The 21,584-nt window shown below is 47.1% G+C and carries 18 protein-coding genes and 3 pseudogenes; 10 read left to right on the plus strand and 11 right to left on the minus strand.

Going from position 1 to position 21,584, the window contains the following annotated elements:
• Window positions 1-53: 53 nt before the first annotated feature.
• The 9 genes from tsaD to ACIDITHRIX25_RS96625 all read right to left on the minus strand — a co-directional run bounded on the left by tsaD (window position 54) and on the right by ACIDITHRIX25_RS96625 (window position 8,983).
• On the minus strand, window positions 54-1,055 hold the full coding sequence (tsaD, locus tag ACIDITHRIX25_RS96585) for a tRNA (adenosine(37)-N6)-threonylcarbamoyltransferase complex transferase subunit TsaD (RefSeq protein WP_082058775.1): 1,002 nt from the start codon (window positions 1,053-1,055) through the stop codon (window positions 54-56).
• Window positions 1,056-1,600: 545 nt separating this feature from the next.
• Complete coding sequence (locus tag ACIDITHRIX25_RS96590) at window positions 1,601-2,140, minus strand: DinB family protein (protein ID WP_052606590.1); 540 nt, start codon at window positions 2,138-2,140, stop codon at window positions 1,601-1,603.
• Window positions 2,141-3,063: 923 nt separating this feature from the next.
• On the minus strand, window positions 3,064-3,639 hold the full coding sequence (gene rimI, locus ACIDITHRIX25_RS96595; RefSeq protein ID WP_201733303.1) for a ribosomal protein S18-alanine N-acetyltransferase: 576 nt from the start codon (window positions 3,637-3,639) through the stop codon (window positions 3,064-3,066).
• A 611-nt stretch (window positions 3,640-4,250) separates the two neighbouring features.
• Window positions 4,251-4,613 (minus strand): hypothetical protein, encoded by a 363-nt coding sequence (locus ACIDITHRIX25_RS96600; RefSeq protein ID WP_201733304.1) that lies wholly within the window; start codon window positions 4,611-4,613, stop codon window positions 4,251-4,253.
• Between the two features lie 9 nt (window positions 4,614-4,622).
• Window positions 4,623-5,648: an IS630 family transposase gene (locus ACIDITHRIX25_RS96605; RefSeq protein WP_201732410.1), complete on the minus strand. Its 1,026-nt coding sequence runs from the start codon at window positions 5,646-5,648 to the stop codon at window positions 4,623-4,625.
• A gap of 32 nt (window positions 5,649-5,680) precedes the next feature.
• Window positions 5,681-7,522 carry an IS1634 family transposase gene (locus ACIDITHRIX25_RS96610; RefSeq protein WP_201733305.1) on the minus strand — a complete coding sequence of 614 codons (1,842 nt, stop codon included), beginning with the start codon at window positions 7,520-7,522 and terminating at the stop codon, window positions 5,681-5,683.
• A gap of 340 nt (window positions 7,523-7,862) precedes the next feature.
• Complete coding sequence (locus tag ACIDITHRIX25_RS96615; RefSeq protein WP_502756218.1) at window positions 7,863-8,012, minus strand: VapC50 family PIN domain-containing toxin; 150 nt, start codon at window positions 8,010-8,012, stop codon at window positions 7,863-7,865.
• Entirely contained in the window at window positions 7,984-8,424 is a 441-nt protein-coding gene (locus tag ACIDITHRIX25_RS96620; RefSeq protein ID WP_201733306.1) for a PIN domain-containing protein, read from the minus strand. Before ACIDITHRIX25_RS96620 ends, ACIDITHRIX25_RS96615 begins: the two co-directional genes overlap by 29 nt.
• A 4-nt stretch (window positions 8,425-8,428) precedes the next feature.
• Window positions 8,429-8,983, minus strand: coding sequence for a helix-turn-helix domain-containing protein (locus tag ACIDITHRIX25_RS96625; protein ID WP_201733307.1), 555 nt, complete (start codon window positions 8,981-8,983; stop codon window positions 8,429-8,431).
• Window positions 8,984-9,767: 784 nt separating this feature from the next.
• Between ACIDITHRIX25_RS96625 and ACIDITHRIX25_RS96630 the strand changes: the two genes are divergently transcribed.
• The 9 genes and pseudogenes from ACIDITHRIX25_RS96630 (at window position 9,768) to ACIDITHRIX25_RS96670 (ending at window position 18,753) form a co-directional block, all read left to right on the plus strand.
• Window positions 9,768-10,013, plus strand: coding sequence for a hypothetical protein (locus ACIDITHRIX25_RS96630; protein WP_201733308.1), 246 nt, complete (start codon window positions 9,768-9,770; stop codon window positions 10,011-10,013).
• Window positions 10,014-10,353: 340 nt separating this feature from the next.
• Window positions 10,354-10,521, plus strand: a complete 168-nt coding sequence (locus tag ACIDITHRIX25_RS96635) for a hypothetical protein (protein WP_201733309.1) — start codon at window positions 10,354-10,356, stop codon at window positions 10,519-10,521.
• 98 nt (window positions 10,522-10,619) lie between these two features.
• Window positions 10,620-11,522 (plus strand): transposase, encoded by a 903-nt coding sequence (locus ACIDITHRIX25_RS96640; RefSeq protein ID WP_201733310.1) that lies wholly within the window; start codon window positions 10,620-10,622, stop codon window positions 11,520-11,522.
• A gap of 320 nt (window positions 11,523-11,842) precedes the next feature.
• Window positions 11,843-12,322 carry a hypothetical protein gene (locus ACIDITHRIX25_RS96645; RefSeq protein ID WP_201733311.1) on the plus strand — a complete coding sequence of 160 codons (480 nt, stop codon included), beginning with the start codon at window positions 11,843-11,845 and terminating at the stop codon, window positions 12,320-12,322.
• Between the two features lie 274 nt (window positions 12,323-12,596).
• Complete coding sequence (locus tag ACIDITHRIX25_RS96650) at window positions 12,597-12,959, plus strand: DUF4011 domain-containing protein (RefSeq protein ID WP_201733312.1); 363 nt, start codon at window positions 12,597-12,599, stop codon at window positions 12,957-12,959.
• A 135-nt stretch (window positions 12,960-13,094) separates the two neighbouring features.
• Window positions 13,095-15,821, plus strand: coding sequence for a DEAD/DEAH box helicase (locus tag ACIDITHRIX25_RS96655; RefSeq protein ID WP_213333451.1), 2,727 nt, complete (start codon window positions 13,095-13,097; stop codon window positions 15,819-15,821).
• A gap of 153 nt (window positions 15,822-15,974) precedes the next feature.
• Complete coding sequence (locus ACIDITHRIX25_RS96660) at window positions 15,975-16,562, plus strand: DUF6431 domain-containing protein (RefSeq protein WP_201733314.1); 588 nt, start codon at window positions 15,975-15,977, stop codon at window positions 16,560-16,562.
• Between the two features lie 26 nt (window positions 16,563-16,588).
• Window positions 16,589-17,942 (plus strand): annotated as a pseudogene (locus tag ACIDITHRIX25_RS96665) (DDE-type integrase/transposase/recombinase).
• Window positions 17,939-18,753, plus strand: a pseudogene (locus tag ACIDITHRIX25_RS96670) (ExeA family protein). Before ACIDITHRIX25_RS96665 ends, ACIDITHRIX25_RS96670 begins: the two co-directional pseudogenes overlap by 4 nt.
• 547 nt (window positions 18,754-19,300) lie before the next feature.
• Here ACIDITHRIX25_RS96670 and ACIDITHRIX25_RS96675 read toward each other — a convergent pair.
• Entirely contained in the window at window positions 19,301-20,533 is a 1,233-nt protein-coding gene (locus ACIDITHRIX25_RS96675) for a HypC/HybG/HupF family hydrogenase formation chaperone (protein WP_201733318.1), read from the minus strand.
• 104 nt (window positions 20,534-20,637) lie between these two features.
• Window positions 20,638-20,760, minus strand: a complete 123-nt coding sequence (locus ACIDITHRIX25_RS96680; protein ID WP_201733319.1) for a Rieske 2Fe-2S domain-containing protein — start codon at window positions 20,758-20,760, stop codon at window positions 20,638-20,640.
• A gap of 63 nt (window positions 20,761-20,823) precedes the next feature.
• Here ACIDITHRIX25_RS96680 and ACIDITHRIX25_RS96685 point away from each other — a divergent pair.
• Window positions 20,824-21,509, plus strand: a pseudogene (locus ACIDITHRIX25_RS96685) (Kae1-like domain-containing protein).
• The last annotated feature ends 75 nt before the right edge of the window (window positions 21,510-21,584 follow it).

Consider the following 21,584-nt stretch of genomic DNA (forward strand, 5'->3'; position numbering starts at 1 on the left):
CTAGTTTCATCCAACAGATTGACCTCTCACCGTTAAAGGAGTTGGGTCAAAAGCTAAAGACGCAGAGAGGCCTCAACATCCAAACCGTAGTCGTCCGCGCCGAAGGTCTCGAGACGAAAACGACCCGCTTGGGCAATCATCGCTCCATTATCGGTGCAATTTACCTTGGCCGGAAGGACAACCTCTAACCCCGCAACACTTCCTGCAGCCAACAACCGCTCCCGTAGCAAACTATTGGCGCCAACACCGCCTGAAAGGCCAATTGAGACGCAGTTGGTTGATATCGCAGCATCCATAGTCTTTGCAACCAGCGTCTCGACGATGGAGGCCTGAAAGCTAGCGGCGACATCTTCTACTGAAACTCCTGGATTAGACCGAAGGTAGTTGACGACAGCCGTCTTGGGGCCCGAAAAGGAAAAGTCAAAGCGTCGATCCACCTTAGCGATAGGAAATCGAATGGCGCTTGGATCTCCATTGGTCGCCACCTTCTCGATCTCAGGACCCCCGGGAAATCCAAGGCCCATAAAGCGTGCAACCTTGTCAAATGCCTCACCGGCAGCATCATCAAGAGTCTCACCCAATATCTCATAACTGCCCAAGCTATTCACGCGCACAATCATCGTATGGCCACCTGATACCACGAGCACAGCCATTGGAAAATGCATTAGGCGCCCCTCAAGGCTAAGGGCAAAGATGTGGCCTTCTAGGTGGTTTACCCCAATCAGCGGAATACGCCATCCCAAGGAAAGGGCCTTTGCTACTGCAACTCCAACCATCAAAGAACCAGCCAACCCAGGACCCTTGGTTACTGCTATGGCATCAAGGCCGCAACTTTGAGCATTTAGACCAGCTTCTTTTAAAACTCGCTCTAGGACCTCTATTATCACGGCTTCATGTGCTCGAGAGGCCAACTCTGGGACCACCCCGCCAAAGTTAGAATGAATATCGATCTGAGATGCAATTACAGACGATAAAACGATGCCACCACTGTCGACGACTCCTAATGCAGTGTCATCGCAGGAGGTCTCAATACCAAGTATTAAATTCTTCACAATGCTCCTAAACAATAGATCACATCCACCCAGTTAGACCTCGCCATTTGGGTGCGATCTTATCGCGATAATTCTCTAATGACCCATCGAAACCTACCCACAATTGGGCTCGGTCGGCTAGTAAGGTTCGCAAAAAGCAATCGCGAAGGTTTGGAGATTGCCGAAGTACCTATCTGAGAGTCAGCCAGGCGCCCAAGCATCCTTGCGTATAATCGAGCTTGCGTATAATCGGGAAAAATCGAGCTCACAATCAGTATCATCATGAGTGGCCAAACAAAACCGAAAGCCCTGACAAAAACCGAGCCCTGTCGGTATGCCTATTACCCATAGCGGACTCTACAAAACAAGATCCCACACAGCTATCGCCCCATATATCGTCCCCAATATCGTCCATCGCAGATCAGGCAGATCCATCAGACCTCTTGTAAAAACATAGGTAGAAAAAGTGAGCGAGCGAGCCCTAGAGATAACGCCGAAAGGGTTCGCCTTGCCATTAAAACTATAAGGTAAAGGCGAAACTCTCCCAATGGGATTGCTTTGGATTGAACCTATATTATCTCCTTCTCATTATGTGTTACATCCCAAATATGATGGACAACATCATGCAGGAGGTAACGAATTATCGACTCGACAGTAAATAAACTTCCATTCGAGCGAAGCCCTTCGCGCTCCCAGTCAGATACCTCTAGTGTTTCAATACGACGAGCTAATTTATTTGCACTCACACCAAGGTCAAAAACAACAGCATCCGGATCTGAATCACCATAGCGCCCGTCAATGGCAGCCTTATCCTGGTCCCAATTTGCAAAAGTTGGCTTAGTTTGCGACAGCATAAGTTCCAGTCGCTCATTGAAGATCTCATAGACGTCACGGACATGACATCCATATTCAAGGGTCGACCAACGATGCGGACTCTCTCGAATCCCAACTTGGGGTTTAGATAACTCCTTGGACCATTGCGCAGCATTAGAGGCAATAGCACCAGAAAAGCCAGAGCGATTATAACTCTTTGGATCAAAACCGCACTCGCTGCACGGCCTCTCAAGGACCCAGGTCCAATCTTTTGTATCAGCGGGAATCATCGTCATAGAATCAAACTAGTCGAAGGCCAGATCACAAAAATCTCTACCTTGAATTTAGAGCTTTTCTTTACCTTTTAGCAAAGCGAAACTGGCATTGCAAGCTGGGAGTTCAGAAATCTATCTGACCAAAAACGGCTCTCCTAAATCTGTGTGTTAGTAACTTCAAATTTAGAGGTCACAAACCGTGCACGTTTCATTCAATGCTTTTAAAGACCCAAAAGTTCTTATCGTACAGGCGTTACTTACCGGTTATGGGGTCTTGGTGACCCACATGAGGGTTATGAGAGCCCCAAAAACCTACACAAAGGCAAACCCTTTACAAATTATCAACGAGTGTTCATATTCGTCTTGCAATCTAAATACCAAAGGCTTTAAACGACTCGAACTTCTTGGAGACTCCAGAGCCTGCCAATAAAGTTATCACTTTTGTAAGATCTAAGCTACCTCCATTCTCCTCCGTAGTTCTAATTGTTACCTCGCAGAAGCAACTACTTCTAAGATCATGGAGCATCCATCAAAGCCGGAGACACCGGTAAAGGTTGACACATAATTACTAAATGATGTGATCTAGATTCGGCAAGGGAAACTCTGAGTTAGCGATACTCTACTTGTGAACCTAACAGCTTGAAACTCCTCCGCAGGAGGTCGGTCGAAGTGCGATAACGCCAAGATTAGTAACTTACCGGCTGACAATCAATGGTTTTGGCCCGGCCGAGCACAAATGCAAAATTATCGAGGAATCAATTCCATCTCCTTGTGATCGCTTCGGGCAAGTTGTCGGGTGCTTGATGCTTTTAGCTTGCTCGATCTGTTTGACATAATCCTGCAGCGGGATACCCTAGCTTAGTTTCAGTGTAAAAACGTGACCACCGGCACTAACCTAGACGTAACATCAACTTAGCAAAACCGCTGGCTCCACAATGGTATTGTTACTTGAACCAACGGAAATGGCGTCTTCGAGCGCTCAAATTGCGCTTTGAGGCAAGCTGCACCAAGCGATCTCGATATTCGGGCGTATCGACCTCATATACCCACATGATGATCGCATCTTCATTATTTTCCTGGTAATACCCTTTTCTGACCCCAACTGGCATAAAGCCAAAACTGGCATACATACGTTGAGCAGCCAAGTTGGTCACGCGGACTTCAAGCGTTAGGTTCTTAGCACCATAATCAAGGGCTTCTAAAACCAACGAATACATCAACGCCGAGCCGATATGATGGCGATGAAAGTCTGGGTGAACGGCGATATTGGTAATATGTGCATCTTCTAAAACGTACATTACCCCCGAATAACCCACCACAGCGCCGCCCAGAACCGCAACTGAGTAAGAACGCTCTTTATGGTGTGCTAATTCAGATAAAAAAACCCCTACACTCCACGGCTTTGGGTAGACAAGCTTCTCGATCTCATGAATAGCCGAGAGGTCCTTTTTGCGCATTGGATTAATGCTGAGTTCGCCGGGCCCAACTGTAGGATCTTCGCTTTTTATCCTCAGAACCATTTTCTGACCGCACCTGACTTTGGATGACCTTAGACAATTCAATTCTATTATTGTAAGACTATTCCATCGACGGAAATTCAATTACACCTAGGTCCTCTTTGGGCCATAATGTGGCGTTTATGGCCGCGATTGTTGACAATTAGGTTTCGGAACAAGTTGGTCATCTGCCCGGGCCCAAGGGTGAGTACATACTTTCATACAGAAGAAGAAAGCTCTGGTATAATCCAAACGAAGAGGGACCGCCTTATCCAAAACCATCCACACCACCAGCTGCGCTTTTGTCTAGAAACGATATCACAATCCAAGTCGCCGCCATCGCCTATAAACTCTTCAAAGATCACCTAAGTCAATAGCTATCCCCAATCTGATCAGATTGGCAGATCAGATTGCGATCTGGCCTAGTCGACCCAGGCACTAATTGATCCAGTCAAAGGAGATGAAAATCTATTTCAATAGTCAACCATGAAGCCAACGTAAGGGCCACTAGCCCATTTTAGATGTGCAAAACTATTAGTAACTAATTTTGCTCTTGATTGATTGCCTAGCCCTACTTTCGGCAACCACCCCATGAAAGCCCAGGTCATGAGCATATTGGTGTCTGGATTTGGGCACTACAGTTGAGCAATCACCTTCTTGGTTCGAGCTAGGGTATCTACTACTCCAAGAATAGAGTAGATCTCTTTTTGGGTAGAGTTTGGAGTAGAGGAGATACGAAGGTTATGTAGACGTTTGTTATCATCTAACATCGTTACGTTCAAGCGGCTATGGGTAGACACTTGAGCAAGAATGCTGTGAACACTTCTTTTGTCACCGGCTTGAGATAAGCTAAGTGCAATTGCTCCATAGAGGTGATAAGCAACTACTGAGATAAATAGATGAGCAGCGGTACGACTAGCTAGTTGGTGATAGATCGGTCTCATCCCTAGACTGCTCTTTAGGGCTTTGAATGCATCCTCTACCTTTGTTAGGGTCATATATAGAGCTCACACTCTGACTTGCTCCTTGAAATCAAGCAAAGAGTATGGGAATGTCGTCGTGTTGAGATAGTCGACTAATTCCTTTGTGACTGGTTCAATCTTGGGAATGAAGCGATTGTGGGTTACAGCAGAGCGCCCTTGCTTCCAAACGTGTTCCTGGGGATTGAGTTGCGGAGAATACGGAGGGAAATGGACTGCTTCGATGTGATGCTCCCTAATTGCCTCTTGAGCGACGCTCCCTCTGTGCCATCCTGCCCCATCCCATATAAGCAGAATCTTCTCTCTTGGGTAGATCTTGCGGATCGCCAGCAGTATGGCCGCTGTTTCATGCATAGTCTGGCGCTCTGTTGCAAATGCATGCTCCTTGCCTGTCTTGAGGTTCAAAAACCCATAGATGCTCCGGTTCTTTCTGGTTCCATTGGTCTCAATTACAGCTGGTGTGGTTCCTTTCGGTATCCACACTTTCTGAGTAGTTGTCGCCTGAGTGAGAACCATCTCGTCTTCACAGAGAATCACCGTATCTGGATCAGAGAATGCCTCTTTCAGACGTTCTTGCTGCTCGTCTTTCCATTCAGCTACCGCTTGTGGATCAGCCTTCTCGTACTGTTTGCCCGGCAGATGGAAGCTGAACTTACTTTCCCGAAACAGAACGTAATAGCTAGTCCTAGAGGCATAGAGAACACCGTATCTGCGCTTGAGTACTGTAGCCAGGATCCGTGTTGACCAAAACGGGGAACTGCTATAGCCGTGGTCATTGGGAGTTGTAGTCGTGAGCATGATTGCCACTTCATCTCTTTGAGACTTTGAGAGAAGTACCGGAGCGTTGTTATGGCGCTTGTCCTTGAATGCCTCAGTGCCAACGCCGCGGAATGACCGTCGAATTCGCTGTACATGCTTGACAGAGAGGCCTGTCCTGTTGAGGGGACTCCCATCTTCAAGGGTGAGAACTGCCAGCGCCCGCTTATATTCGTCGATGTTTTCAGTCTTCGCCATGAATGCTTCAATAGTGGCGAGTTCCTCGGGTGTAAGCATGTCATGAGAAGATTAACACACTTTACAAGAAATTAAAAGGGCTCATTGGAGCATTTCAGAGTGTTATGCGAATAGAGCTTCCAGATCTCTTCTGGTTCTAGATCGTTCCTATTGGTCTCAATCACATAGGCACCATAGAGAGTCTCAGCTGCTTCTTTTACTTTTGGTTTCTCGGTCAAAACCAGCTCTTTGACTTTTTGGTCATCGCCAGTTATGGCATCTATCTCATAGCGACGTGCAATAGAGCGATGCTCTTGCTTTAGCTTTCCTATTCTTGAAGCCACAGTTGTGGCATTGGAATATTGACCACGCTTAACTGAGTCAGCTAGTTTGTCAAATGCACTCTGGAACTTAGTTTGCATACCTCTAGCAATTGCCTCTTCTTTATCCCTGCGACGCTCTGAGATACATAGGATCTGCTTTATCTTGTTGTCCATTGAGTCACTTGCGTATGGTTGAGCTCTATTGGAATGATTGGCTTGGGGTTCATTGCTCGGGGAGTGCTTGGCCTGTGGACCGCCTACTTGTGGAGCAGTATCCATCGAATCGATACCGAGGGACTCGCCGCCAAGTGAATGGTTAGCTTGTGGATGAGCGACTTGAGGACCGGCAACTTGTAGACCAGCATCGATGGAATCGACGCCAAGAGACTCATTGGCCGCCTCGGCAACTTCTACCTCAGCACCCGCCTCAGCAACTTCTACCTCAGCAACTCCCACCTTGCCATCCATCTCAACACCCATGCCATCACCCAGTTCTTTGATGTAGATGCTCTCATTGGAGGAGTTCTTGATCTCTAAGAAGGTATCTTTTCCTTGGCGTAGTTCAGCTAGATAGTGTCTAGCTGCATTAGCGCGTGTAATTACCAGATAGCTAAGACCATAGGACTCAATCAGTGCGATGTTGTCATAAGTTGCTATCCCTCTATCCATGATAACCGTTGGGAGATCTTCGCTAAAGAGTCCCTGTCTTAGGTGACTAGAGATACTAGATAAGACATCACCAAGGGTTTCAGGCTCTGACTGATTACCGGGATATATGTGGCTATAGATCGGTAGTCCACGATCATCCACCAAAAGGGCAAGACTTACTAAAGTACAGTCGAAGCGCTTCTCTTTGGAGTGGCCATATTGGGCTAGATCATTACCAAGTGTTCGTCCCTCAAAATAGGCATTGGTAAGATCAAATAAAAAGAGACGCTTATTAGTTGGGTAAAGCTCATTCTCGGCTTTGATAAGTGCCATCTCGATTGAGTCTTTAGCTTCGTAGATAGCATCAGCTATCTCATAAATAGCATCTTTACCGATATTGCTAAGGTCTTGGTCTACCAATTCATAGAGTGCAGAGTCCTCTTTTAGGAAGCGATGTGTTTCAAGATCAGAAGAAGGAGCAACCAAACGAGCACATATTACAGCTTTAGCAATTGCTGTCTCTTTTTCACTAAGGCCACAACGTAGTAGTTGCTCTTTGATCTTCAATCTGTCATAGAAGCTACTAGCTATTAGTTCAGGACCTAAGCGCCTAATATCAGATGCCTCTAGAGATGATGTATTGACATTTAGGAACTCGGCATCTTTTGTGATTACTTCACGATCAGAGCGAAGTGTTTGAGTAACAGAAAAGCTAGATAGAACTTTATCGGCGATTGACTTTAGTTCTAGATCACCTTCAAACAGAGACTCAAAGCCAGCTAGTCTCATCGTCAATATCTGAGCTAGCTTCTTGTAGTCCTTAGGATCGATCTCAAGTCGTCCTAGATCCATAACTATCTCTTGGCGTACTTTGTCTCCTTCGCGATAAGACCTAACTAACTGATGCTTTATATATTTAGTTCCAGTTGCCTTATTCTTAGTGGTCTTCTCGCGAATGAACATATAACAAGTATACCAGATGAATTACCTTGTAGGTCAATATTCGCAGCTAACTCTCAGCTTAGGGCACTACATTCGCCACTTGAGAAAACCGAACTTCATCTACCAGCATCTCCAAATAGGGGTTACCCCTAAATAGGGGCTAAAAGGGGGCTTAAACGGGGTCTTGGGGGAATTCAGCCGAAACTGGGGTTAGCAGACTCCTAGAACGTCAGCTACAGCTGGAACACCTCGAACCGAGTCTTCCCGAATGGAATCGACCGGGCCGAAATCATTACCGAGGGATTGAGAGGCTAATTCAACTTGCATTTTGCAAGAAGGGCAATTATTTGTCCTTCTCAACTCAGATGAGTCGTAAAACTTCTTGAGCAAAATGAGGAACTCCCGCTTTAGCAAGTCTCGCCAGAAGGTCTACAGGGTCTAATTTGGGGTGGCGTGCATGTGAAGCCTGTTCCCGAATTACTTCAACAATGTTTTTTTGGAGCAAGGTCAAGCTGATTCAACAAAAAGTAATCCGGGTGGATCACCTCGAGGTTAAATGCTTCAAGTACATCGTAAGGATAGTCCTTAAGATTGAAGGTTACAATAACGTCCGCACGTCCGCAGATCGCCGTCGATACCACGTGTCTGTCGTCATCGTCCGGAAGTTTTATTATAAGTTCTAGATCTTGCCTGCCTTCCACACATGCATCGTCAAATGTCCTATTCATATCTTGAAATCTCCCAAAAATCTTTTCGCCGTTCATTTCTGGGTAAATCATTAAAATTGCATCCATGGCTTCGGCGATGATCCTGGATGACCAAAGCGGCCGATAAAGTCCGCTTTCGGCTACGCGTAGCAATGTGTCAGCTAGTGCGATAGGTACGATCACGCAAGCGTCTAAAACTGCAGAATAACGAGTCATTGCCTTATGCTTTATGATCAGATTGAGACCGTCTTTGACGGACTTCCCTGAGCGCATCTTTGTAGTCGTCAGGAGAACCATCATAAAGTCCGAGTTCAGATGCCTCTTCAGTTAACTGGTTCAAGACTTGCTTGCGCTCAATTCGGCGTCTTTGCTGGAAGTCAACTAGGTCCTGGAGGCGAACGCGACGATGGCGATTCGGCTTTTCGAATGCAATCGTACCTTCTTCGAGAAGCTTGACCAACGTAGGTCTACTTACTCCCAAAAAGTCGGCGGCTTCTTGGGTAGTCAGAAAGAGTCCCTGCGATGATACGAGTATTGCCCTGCCACGGCGCATTGCTTCTATTACCTGCCGCAGAACCTCATATACCTCTGCAGATAGAGGTGTCTTTTCTCCGTCGGGTCCTACTAAGAATCCAGGTTCCGTATGAACCTGAATGAACCGAGACAATTCGAGGAGCTCGTCGAGAGTATCAGGAGGGAAGACGGGAATTTTTTCACGATCGCTATTGAAATTAGCTTCAGAGGTTTCTTCGTCTGCTTGGCCTATCGTTGTCATATAACCAAATTAGCATAATTCGAAAAAATCGAAAATGATTTATTTTTATCATTGAAACCTGCTACGTGAAATGTTTCCGCTCCGAAATGCATATACATTCATATGCACCTCTTTTGTTTTCGCTCTCCAGACGCCTTTGCGTGTTCTGCCACATCCACGGGGGCAGAACTAGGGCAAGACTCTGATTCTCCAATATCAATAACGATGGCCAGAAGGCAGCAATTGCCACTTGACAAATTGGCATTTCTAGGAGAGCAGTAGTTCGGGAAGAAAAAAAACTAACTTCAGAGCGGCACTCCATGAAAACCACATCAGGGTAACAGATTTATCGCCACCAAACCAGTCGCTCCTTCGGGGCATTTCAGTGCTATCCGTCGCAACGACTCTTGCAACGATCATGCGGGTACAAAATGTTATCTAGCAAGTCTTCAAGCACGAATATTGACACCCATATGCCTTTGGCGATTTCCGTAAATTCAAAGAATGGATCAGCTCAATAGATCCAAGTTTTACCATAAATGAAAAAGAAGATAAATACAAGAGAGATGTCCGCGGTCAAAAACTTTCCAGTTTCACAAGTGGCATCCATGGCTGCTCAGACAATATGCCAAAGCAGTCGTAACCCCAGTCAAAGAATCCCGCAGACAAGTAAATTGATTGTCGCAACTCACTAAAGGTCAAGCCCACTGCACTAATGCTCTAAAAAACGAATTCGCCTCAGGGAGTACCCTATGACTACGCTCGTAAAGCACAATGCGGCATTTGAAGACCTCTGGTGTTAGAGTTGGCGATTCGCAGCTCTCCGAATTACGTAGCACCCACCGTCGTCATTATCGAACCACGCTTACTTCAAGAGATTGACGGTGCACTTTTGATCGCCTCCGTTGGCCAGGTCGCAAGAACTAGTAAGCCATTGACACCTCGAAAGGGTCCTTTTTGTATTTCGGAGCGAATGGTCTCATATTTGGCGTTTTCCAAGTCTGATTCTGATGAAATTCCAATATCGGATCGAAGGGTCTATCGCTTCTGAAACGGTGATTTGATAAATAGCTGACATCGTTCTGGCCGACTATATAATTTCATATCGATAAATTGGTACCGCTGTTCAGAAGTATAATAATTTTTGCACATCGGTTTCGAGGATTTCGGAGAAGTATGCATTGCACGTTTTTTGCTCTGACTACCAACCCACAGACCTTGTTCTATTGAACAGATATTACCTTGTCACTTTTATGATTTTGAATATTTAAGGTAAGTTGAATTTGTCGTTGTTTTTCGAAAATTGAGCAAACCTAAGCCATAATCAATCAAAAGCCCCCCAAATCGCATATTCTTGTCCGAATCAGCTTTAAATGCGAGTGGAGATTTTTGTGAGCGAATTGAACCCGACAATCGTAACATCGGCTGAATCTGCGAATAAGCGCGTCGAACTCGTCACGAAGGCGGCAAGCGCTTGGATCAATGAGCTTGTCGACCTTGGTGGAAGAAACAACCTGCTCTATTACCGCGATCTAAACCTAGATCCACCGAAAATTTAGCCGCTCAACTTTGATTTTGGCATAGAAAAGGTGCTCTGAACTGGTAGAATGATGTTTGAAGACACTTCAAATCTATCAGTTCAAGGAGCACCTTTTAGATGCGAGCATCTGCTAGTGCTTTAGACCGTTTGATAGTCACCTTTGACGATTCGAACGCAGTTTCCAACAGTGGGTTAATACTCCCTATCACCCTTGCTGAGAGACTTGGCCTTAGGGATCTCTTTGATTTACACATTGACCTAGAGGATCGTCCTGGACGAGCAAATGTTGGCAGAAAAGCTATGGCTATCGTCGCATCTATCTTGGCCGGTGGTGATTGCATTGATGACACTGCAATCCTTGAAAGCCCAAATGCGCAAGTTATCCTTGGTCAGATAATGCCAGCACCATCTAGGTTTGGTGTCTTCTTGCGTAGTTTTGAGACCAGTGACATCGCAGATGTTGAACGAGTTGCAGCTTTGTTGCTAAAACGAGCCTGGCTAGCTGGAGCAGGTCCAGGTGATGAGTCACTCACCATTGATGTTGATTCCACGATATGTCAGGTATATGGAAACAAAAAAGAAGGAGCTTACTTTGGTTATACCAAAGTAAGGGGGTATCACCCACACCTAGCAGCTGTTGGTAAAACAGGTGACATTCTTGGAATAGTGACACGTGAAGGCAACGCCAATACCGCTCGTGGTGCCGGGGAGTTTGTAACCCAGGTAATCAACAATGCCAGAGCCGCCGGAGCAACTGGTGAAATAACCATGCGTTTTGACTCTGGGTTCTTCTCAAGAGCCGTAAGAGACGCAGCTAGCGCGGGCAATGCTCGCTTTTGCATTACAACACGGATGTCAAAACGATTGAAGCAGGTTATTGCAGCCATACCAGAAGAAACATGGACTTCAATTCCTTATTGGCTTGAAGGTGGAGCTGATGTAGCAGAAGTTGAATACAGGGAAATACAGGGAAATATCGCGCATTTGCAAGAGATAGACAAGACGTTCGTCTTATCGTAGGAAGGGTCAAGCCTACTCCAGGGTCTCAGCTGGCACTATTTAGTGACTATGACTATCACGCATTTATTACCGATCGACAAGGCGAAACGCTTTTCCTTGAGGCTGATCACCGAGCACATGCCCAGATCGAACTAGTCATCAAGGATCTCAAAGGAGGTTCGGGGTGGAATCATGTTCCATCCAGATACATGAACGCTAATGCCGTTTGGTTAGCTCTGGTCTAATTAGCTCTGGTCTGGTTAGTTATTGGTGTAACTGCACACAACCTGGCGCGGTGCAACTGCACAACCCGACACGGTGCAACTGCACAACCCGACACGGTGCAACTGCACAACCCGACACGGTGCAACTGCACAACCCGACACGGTGCAACTGCACAACCCGACACGGTGCAACTGCACAACCCGACACGGTGCAACTGCACACAACCTGGCGCGGTGCAACTGCACAACCTGGCGCGGTGCAACTGCACAACCCGACACGGTGCAACTGCACACAACCTGGCGCGGTGCAACTGCACAACCTGGCGCGGTGCAACTGCACAACCTGGCGCGGTGCAACTGCACAACCTGGCGCGGTGCAACTGCACAACCCGACACGGTGCAACTGCACAAATAGGTGCTATTGCAGAAACTGTAATAACCACACCAAAGCTTCGACGGTGTTACTTTCAGATCGCAGGACATATCACTCGTTCAGCTAGAAAAGTAATACTGCATCTTGAAGAACACTGGCACTATAAGGATAAGTTCTTAGAGGCTCTTGATCGGATCAGAAAGTTTGAGATCGCCATCACCTGAACATCTGGTTACCTAACACACTGAATATTACTTGAAGGAACTGCTCTAGAAGACAAGGGATTAGGTCACTATACCCAAAATGAGATTTCAGAATCTCAAAAATGACCAAAAAGGCTCAATCACAAAGCGAATAGGTCATATTTGGCACTCTGAAACCAGATTTAAGCCATAGACCCTCCGTCAAACCTAAATCAGTTCCAAAAAACCGACTCAGAGTCACACCGAAGGGCTCAAGCTGGTCCAATTCTGTGGATTCAGGCTAAAGCAGGGTACTTTGGCGCTCGAACCGGTATCGACTCAAAATGAAGCCGTTTTGAAGGCCCTGCTCGCTGGAGGTAAGGTGCTACTTTCAAATTTGTTTGGTGAATCAGCACGAGAAACAGCCGCTCGCCGTGTGCGCACCATCAACGCTAAGGCGGTAGAGAACTTTCAGGAGAGGGGGCTTCAAACCTTACACGTAGCGTGGGGCATGGCCACTTGGAACAACACCAATAGCGAAGCGACTCCTGCGGCTCCGGTTTTATTGCGGCCGATCAATCTAAAACCGAAAAATAGCGCAGGAGAAGATTTTGAGGTAGAACTAACAGAAGAGTGGGAGACAAACCCTTCGCTCTTACACATGCTTAAGACCGAATAGAAGATCGATTTTGAAGCTATCGATCTGCCAAATATTACCGATAGTAGAAATGGTTCTATAGACTCCAATAATTTATTTGATAATCTTTCAAAAGCATGTGTCGCAGTTAATGGATTTGAGGTAAAACCTCGAATCGTGATTGGAAATTTCTCCTATGCTAAGCTCCCCATGGTCCTTGACCTTGAGAAATCACTTGATACGATGGTCGCATCAGACCTTATTTCCTCTCTCGCTGGCGATCAAGCTTCGCTCGAGTCTCTCCGTAGTCGACATCCAGAGATAACGCTCTCTGATCCCGATCGACAACCACCCCAAGATGAATTCCTTGTCCTTGACGCCGATGCTAGCCAATCCTACGTAATAAATGCTGTCGTCGGAGGTGCGGACTTGGTTATTGATGGACCTCCGGGCACTGGAAAGTCACAGACAATAGCCAACCTTATTGCCACTTTGGCCGCTCGCGGGAAAAAGGTCCTTTTTGTCGCCGAAAAACGTGCTGCGATCGACGCGGTAGTAGACCGTCTACGGAGCGTTGGACTTGAGGACCTTGTGCTCGATCTCCATGACGGGGCGGGGTCGCGACGCAAACTTGCCGAAAATCTCGCTAAGTCCTTAGCCTCTGCCTCTTCTATTGCTCGTCCGGATATGACTGCCGTGCATGAGAACCTAACTCAACGAAAGCGAACCTTAATAGAGGTAACCGACGCATTACATAAGAGTCGCGAACCATGGGGCTTGAGCATTTACGATGCCCAATCGCGGATCATGGCTATTTCAGATTCAGCAACTTCAACGTTTCGGATTCGAGGTGAAGCATTGGTACGACTGGACAAAGATAAATTTAGAGATACTTATGCGAATCTAGAAAAGTTTTTCGGCTTGGGTGGATTTACCCTTTCCTCACAGAGCAGCCCTTGGGGAGGAGCCTTCATTGACTCCACAATTTCAACTTCCGACGCCGCCTCTCAAGTCCTCGAATTGCTGACAACCCTCAACACGAAGACATTGACAATTGCATTCGAAACCTTCTCAAAGACGGTCGCCGACTGTGGGCTTCTTATTCCTACGGCGATGAGGACGTGGGGTGACATCCTTCAAATCATTAGAGATACGAAAACGACATTGGAAGTCTTCAACAAGGATATCTTCGAACTTCCGCTGGCTGAATTTGCACGCGACCTTACCCCAGGCAAATCAGGTGGCATCGGTGGTTGGATTACGAAAATTACCAATAGAACCTATCGTCATGCCCGAAAGCAAGCTTCACGGATTTGGATCGGTCCTAAGCCCTCTCCCAAAGAGCTTTCGATTGCCATAAAGAAGGCACAGCACGTTTTGGAAGCGTGGCCTCAGATCAAAAAAGATGTCACCGTTCCCGAGACCGCATTTAAATTGTTGGACAATGAAGACGGCTATCAAAAGGTCGTACTACAACTAGAAGAGCTTGCTAAATTGACAGCACACACCAATCTTCTGGATATGTCTTTTCCTACGCTTTGCGACCTGCTAATTAGCCTCTCTGAAGACACTACAACACTGTTTAAGATTCCTGAATTAATTCGATTAAACGCTAAACTCCAAGAATCGTCACTAGGTGGTCTCCTGGCAGAGATGCGTTCGAAAAAACTAACTGTAGACGGTACCTTGGAGACTTTGGAGTACGTCTGGTTGATATCAATAATTGAATCCGTCTCACTATCTAATTCACTTATTGGAGCATTCGATGGAACAGCGCATTCTCGCACCGTAACTGAATTTCAACGAGCAGATCGCGAACATATAAAAAGTGCGTCAATTAGGGTTCGCCGAGCGGTTAGCGAGCGCATAACCCAAGTTCGCGACAGCTGTCCGAGGGAATCGGAAGTCATTGAACGCCAAGCTCACTTAAAGCGAAACCACCTTCCGGTACGGACATTGTTCGAGGCCGCACCTAACGTCTTAGGGGCACTAAAGCCATGCTGGATTATGAGCCCACTCGTTGTAGCTCAACTTTTGCCAACCCAACGACTATTTGACGTTGTCATCTTCGACGAGGCATCTCAGGTAAGCCCCGCGGATGCCGTTGGCGCCCTAATGCGAGCAGAACAAGCTGTGGTCGCTGGTGACCCACGTCAATTACCGCCTACAAGCTTCTTTGCGACATCGTCAGGAGGGGGAGAAGACGACGAGAGTGCCGAAAGCGAAATATACGAAACCGATGTCACAAAGGATATGGAATCAATCCTGGATGCGATGAGCGCAATTTTGCCTCCTCCTATCGGTACTCGCACCCTTGGCTGGCACTATCGGTCAAAGGACGAGCGCCTTATTGCCTTCTCAAATGCACAGAGCGAACTTTACAGTTTTTCTATGACGACCTTCCCAGGCGTGAGCAGTGAAAGTTGTATAAGCCACGTACTTGTCCCATTCCATTCCAATAGGTTAGATCCGCTGGAATCTGGCGCCGATGAAGTAAGGCGAGTGGTAGCACTCGTCGCCGAACACGCCGCGCGTCACCCAGGTGAGTCCCTTGGCGTAATAACAATGGGCATAAAGCACGCTAATCGCATCGAAGAAGCACTTCGGCGCGCCGGAAGAGAGAACCCCGTACTAGAGGCATTCATTAGCGGAAGCGCCTCTCCCAAAGCAAGAAATGAGATGTTTTTTGTCAAGAACCTCGAGAGAGTTCAAGGCGACGAACGCGACTCAATCATCTTGACGATCGGATATGGCAAAACAGCGGATGGGCGAATGCAGTACCGCTTCGGTCCGATCAACATGCAGGGCGGTCACAGACGCTTAAATGTAGCTATAACAAGAGCGCGGAAGAAGATTACTCTGGTTTGTAGGGCGACGCTTTCGTTGATTACGCGGGGGTATTAAGGCGTCACTGAAGCTGATGATGACGTAGAGGTGGCTGTGTAGTTGCGTTGTCGCTATCTGTTAGGGCAAACTAGGGAGTCCGAATAAAATGGGACCCCCTCGCTGTTTTTTGTCCGAACTACAAGAGGGTCCCCCAGAGATGCCAGAGGCACCATGACCTTAATTGTATCTAGTGATCCCGACGTTGTGGAATCTGAATTGTTGGGTGGAAAACTTTTTTGTCCATCCTGTAACGGAGTGCTTCGGAAATGGGCACATGCGAGGTCGAGAACCATTCGTATGCGTGACTGCACAAAGACGCTTTGTCCACGAAGATCGCGCTGTAGTGATTGTTTTAAGACCTCGGTTCTCCTGCCCGATTACCTTTTAGTTCGCCGGGTGGACGAAGCAGCGGTAATCGGGTCAGCTTTAGTTCAAAAGGCTGAGGGACTTGGACATAGAAAGATCGCTGCAAATATCTGTCGTCCCGAGACAACCGTCCGAGGCTGGCTCAGACGTTTTAGAGAAAAGTTGGAGATACTCCTAGAACACTTCACCAATTGGGCTCTGGTTTTAGATGTCACATTGTCTGAGATTGCCCCAGCGGGATCTCTATTCGCAGATGCAATAAGTGCAATTGGGATTGCTGTTCGTTCTCTAAGCATCCGCTTTGGTCCTAGTCCCCCATGGTCCCAGATGTCAGTTATGTGCGGAGGAAGACTTCTTTCCAACACCAACTCACCCTTTCCAGCACCTTCATAATCAGTAATGATTCTTTTTGTCATTTATTGGCACGACAAAAAGGAGAAAAAGTGACAACGGATCCACTGGAAGAGCCAAAACATCACCGAGCGGAAGATATAGCACTATTTCGCTACGGGATAGTTCGTGAAGCTGCAGATGAAACCCTCTCTAAAACAAAGCGGGGGCAACTTGTACGCGAGTTGGCTTCTGTAACACATATTGGTATTGACGGAGTTCCGGTAGTGGTATCGCGCCAAAGCATCGACCGCTGGATCCGTACCTACAGAAAAGGCGGCTTTCAAGCTCTTCACCCTTCAGCACGCCATGTTGAGCCCCGTACCCCGGAGCATCTGCTTTCTTTAGCATGTGAGCTAAGAAAAGAAGATCCTTTTAGAACAGCAGCCCATATTGCCCAGATCATCAGAACTCAAAATGGATGGTCACCTAATGAAAGAACTCCACAGCGTCATTTCAAAGCTTTAGGACTCACAAGATCCCAGCTGAGCGGTCAAAACATTGCATTTGGGAGATTTGAGGCAGACTATCCAAATGAGCTCTGGGTGGGAGATGCTTTACACGGCCCGGTAATTGCCGGAAAGAAGGCAATCTTGTTTTGTTTTTGTGACGATCACTCCCGATTGGTTACAGCTCACCGCTGGACATATTCTGAAGATACTCTTTCAGTTCAGGCAGCGCTACGACGTGGAATACTCTCAAGAGGTATACCGGGTACCGTGTATCTCGACAACGGGAGTCCATTTGTCTCGCGTCAACTGCTAAGAGCCCTGGCAGTTCTCGGGATTCGGCTAGTGCACTCGAAACCTGGGCGTCCAATGGGTCGTGGAAAAATTGAGCGTTTTTTCATCAACGGTAAGAGACCAGTTCCTAGTAGAAGTAGCCCACAGCGATATCTCTTCGCTGGAAGTTCTCGAAGAACGCTTCCAGGGGTGGGTGGAACAGGTCTATCACCGATGGATTCATTCTGAAACCGGCCAGACACCACTTGAACGGTTCTCCATTCTGCCAAAGATACCAGATCTTTCTCTTGTGCGGGAGGCATTTCTATTCTCTGAATCAAGAACTGTTACAAAAACTGCAACGGTTTCCCTCTATGGGAACGACTACGAAGTAGACCAGGCTCTGGTAGGTAGGAAAGTAGATCTGGTCTTTGATCCATTCGATCTCTCAGCTATCAATGTGCGGTATATGGACAGAGACTTTGGTAAGGCTGTTATTCATAAAATCTCCCGCCATTCGCATCCGATGACCATTGCCCACTCGCCAGAAACCATAAAACCAACCGGAATTGACTATCTATCCCTGGTGGATAAACAGCACAGGAAATACCTTGGATCTCCAATTGGCTACAGGGAGCTAAACGCAGAGGAAGAGAAATGAGCATAGATCAGATACGTTCACATTTTGGATTTACAAAGATGCCATTTACAAAAGAAATATCCCCGTCTGATCTCCACCCCAACCAGGGGCACTTAGAAGCAGTTGCCCGGATTGGCTTTTTAGTTGATGAATCAGCTATTGGAGTGATAACCGGAGAAGTTGGATCTGGCAAAACAGTAGCAGTGAGAAAAGCAGTGTCACTGTTAGAGCCATCGAGACACAGTATTATCTATCTGGCTAATCCGGCACTTGGAACTAAAGGGATATATTCAGGGATCGTCTCTCATTTAGGCGAGAGTCCCTGTTTTTACAAAACACCGCTTATCTCCCAGACAATCTCGCTGCTTGCATCTGAATCGGAAAAGGGACGAAAGGTGATAGTGGTATGTGACGAGGCTCATCTCTTGGAAGGTTCCCAGTTAGAAGAGCTGAGATTTCTTACCAATAGCGATATGGATTCATCCAGCTCTTTTGCTCTGGTTTTAGTTGGTCAGCCAAATCTAAAGGCACGGCTGCGACTTTCAACCTTTAGCGCACTTGAACAGAGAATATCGCTTCGCTATAGCGTTCCACCAATGAAATCGGAGGAAACCAAAAGCTATACGCTACATCACCTGAAGCTGGCAGGTCGAACGGATGCTCTATTTTCAGATGAAGCGTTGGGACTGATTCATCAGGTTTCCAGAGGTCTGCCGAGAGCGGTCAACAACCTTGCCCGTCAAGCACTGATAGCTACATTTGCAAATATAAAAGCGCAATCGTAGATGAGAAATCGGCACGCCAGGCAATATCAGAAGTTGATTCAGAGTGAGAATGAGAAAGTTAGCGACAACCAGAGGACCGCCGTGACCACCATCAGTGTCACTGGCGACATAGCGATCACACAACATGATCAGTTACCATGTCGTCTGCATGATCAGCTTGGCTGGCGGGCAACACCACATAAACGCCTGATGTTAAGCTCACGCCACCTACACGCCGGATGCCCAAGGAGCACTAATTGGGTTAGTCTCCAAGTTGTCCCGAAAGTTCGACGTCCCTCGGTTTCGACATCATCCATACCAATTTCGAACGCTTCGTCAGTGGTTTGTTTTCACTCGTCTTCTTAACTCATACCTGAAAGAGTCATTGCTCTAACTTTTTTAGTACCGCTTTGGACAACAGTCTTTAGCTAATGCCCCGTGCCATTATCGATAAGGTGGTTTGGAATCTCCTCCCAAAAGGCGATCCCGGAGGGCCTACCTCCATCATCTATGTAGCATTGCAGTGTGATTGTTATCAGCTTGTAGGTGATTTACAACCTCTTTCATTCATGACGCACTGCGAAAGATGGGGCTAGTTACGTCTAAGCGCTTTTTCTATTTTCCTGCCAAAAGGGCGCAACGCTGTGGAACGATCTCTGCGTCGCTACCAAGTTCACCATCAATTAGGCCAAAGTCCCTAAAGATGGCAAGTGTCTCATGATCGCTAGATTCATCCAATACTGTCAACGCGAATCCGACATGTACCAGAACATAGTCTCCGACCTTTACATCTGGCCATGAAGCAAAACAGACGTCACGACTAACACCTGCGAAATTCATATGGCCGACAAAGGGTGTCGGGAGCAACCCCAGCCCATCGGTTCTCACCATTTGAGCTAAAGTCCTTTTGGCCAATTGACCCATAAGGAAGGTAACTATAACTCTTAGGCAGCTTATCGTAAAGAAGCACCCGATTATTGGCGGTATCTGCAACCATAAATCTGTCACCATCTTTGGCAATGGCATATGGAAAACGATAAGCATTTGAGGCTGAAGGCCATAGGGCCACTCGCTATTTGAACAAGGATCAACTTGACCAATCACACAAAGCGCATCGCAATCTTTGTCAATCTTTAGATCAAACATAAGGACTGTATGGTTTCCCGCATCAGCTACATACATTCCATCACAGTCACCGACTACGGAGTGGGGCCACCTAAAACTCGATGGCCCTACCTCTCCTCTGTTTTCATGACGTGAGTTAAAGTCACTTTGCCCAACTATCACCTCGGGCAGTTCGCCATCTAGAGGAAGATGATCCCAACCCAAAATTCGACGATTGCCAGTATCCGCAATAAAAAAACGGTCTTCTACAAAGCCAACACCAAAGGGCCAATCCAAGCTGGCAGTGCTACACTCTCCGCCCTGGTTGGGTTCGACATCCTCCATAGTGGCTTGTCCGATTACGTGATCGGCTCCGGTCCAATCTTCTGTCGGGATGGCGTCCCATATGAGAACCCTGTGATGCCATACATCGCCCACAATCAACCTATTATCCCTAGTTGCAACCCCTGTAGGCAAAAACAACCCTTGAGATCCGCCTCCGTTGCTGTGGCTCTCTGAATAAAAGTCAGGCTGTCCAAGGATCGTTGACGCCTTTGGACTGACAATCCCATCGCACAAATCTCTGAAGACCAAAACCCGATGATTTCCCGTATCGCATACGATCAAAGTCGATCCGATCAACACGAGTCCACGGGGACCATAAAATCGATCGGGCGCGGAAGTTGCAGCGGGAGGTGCTAGCCCTCCTGGCGACTCGGCCCCGAGAGAAATTACTCGAAGCATCAAGGACATGCCTTGATAAAGATCTCTCCATACACGACCTTACATTTGTGGCACTCTAGAAAGACATCCGGAAATGTTATACATTCACCAGTTAGTCCATCGAATCAAAAGCCATGCCATGGGCATGCCAAGACGCCATCGGCGTCAACACTTGCTCGGTCAAGAGGCAGTTCAATATGAGAACATGCATTCTCAAAACATGAGAACTCATCATTGTGGGCAACCACAATAACATCTCGGTCGCCAACCTTATCAGCTCTTTTCGACTTGCAACTTCATCGTCCATACCAATGATCGGTGCTGAAAAGGCGATAACCGAGCCCTACCGCATGGCAATTTCCTACTCAATAGCAGCCTTCGGCGACGAGGCACAATTTTTATCATTTCCATCCATCGCCAGATTCGAATCCAAACTCAAAGATCTACTCGCAATCTCAAAATCTCCAATTTTTTCGCCATGCACCTCTGAAATGGGAAGATTCTTTGACGCGGTCGGTGGGCTCATAGAGCTATGTGACGTCGCACCTTCGAGGGCCAAGGGGCCATGTACCTAGGGGCGCTGGCCCATCGCGCTATGAACTCAAATCAGGCTGACCCCCATGTGCGCTTTGACAAAGACCAAGAGCGATGGGTAATTGATACGGCATCAACCTTTAGAGAGACCGCTCAAAAGATCCTGGATGGTCATGACCCTTCTGAGATAGCGCTATATGCATATTGGGCCTTAGCGACATCAACAGCTGAGGTTCTAATAGAACTCTCAGCGACTACAAATCTTCGAACCGTGGTGCTTGCAGGTGGATGTTTTCAAAACATAATCCTGCTCAAAGAGTCAACTAAGGAGCTAGAGATGGCGGGGTTTAGAGTGCTTTGCTCTTTAGAAGTTCCTCCAAACGATGGGGGTATCTCCTTGGGGCAGGTCGCCATAGCGGCAGCTCGCCTTGGCCAAACAAGTTCGCCAAAAGCCATAACCTGAGGTTCATGAAACCAATAGCGGTTCACACCTAAAGAAAAGCTAACCATGAAACCGCAATCGAAGATATAGTGACCA

The organism is Acidithrix sp. C25 (genome assembly GCF_904848545.2).

Bases quoted from the DNA above. Each gene is read 5' to 3' on its own strand.
- ACIDITHRIX25_RS96590 (WP_052606590.1), bottom strand. From the start codon at position 2,140: ATGACGATGATTCCCGCTGATACAAAAGATTGGACCTGGGTCCTTGAG.
- rimI (WP_201733303.1), bottom strand. From the start codon at position 3,639: ATGGTTCTGAGGATAAAAAGCGAAGATCCTACAGTTGGGCCCGGCGAA.
- ACIDITHRIX25_RS96600 (WP_201733304.1), bottom strand. From the start codon at position 4,613: ATGACCCTAACAAAGGTAGAGGATGCATTCAAAGCCCTAAAGAGCAGT.
- ACIDITHRIX25_RS96605 (WP_201732410.1), bottom strand. From the start codon at position 5,648: ATGCTTACACCCGAGGAACTCGCCACTATTGAAGCATTCATGGCGAAG.
- ACIDITHRIX25_RS96610 (WP_201733305.1), bottom strand. From the start codon at position 7,522: ATGTTCATTCGCGAGAAGACCACTAAGAATAAGGCAACTGGAACTAAA.
- ACIDITHRIX25_RS96620 (WP_201733306.1), bottom strand. From the start codon at position 8,424: ATGACTCGTTATTCTGCAGTTTTAGACGCTTGCGTGATCGTACCTATC.
- ACIDITHRIX25_RS96625 (WP_201733307.1), bottom strand. From the start codon at position 8,983: ATGACAACGATAGGCCAAGCAGACGAAGAAACCTCTGAAGCTAATTTC.
- ACIDITHRIX25_RS96640 (WP_201733310.1), top strand. From the start codon at position 10,620: ATGCGAGCATCTGCTAGTGCTTTAGACCGTTTGATAGTCACCTTTGAC.
- ACIDITHRIX25_RS96660 (WP_201733314.1), top strand. From the start codon at position 15,975: ATGACCTTAATTGTATCTAGTGATCCCGACGTTGTGGAATCTGAATTG.
- ACIDITHRIX25_RS96675 (WP_201733318.1), bottom strand. From the start codon at position 20,533: ATGCTTCGAGTAATTTCTCTCGGGGCCGAGTCGCCAGGAGGGCTAGCA.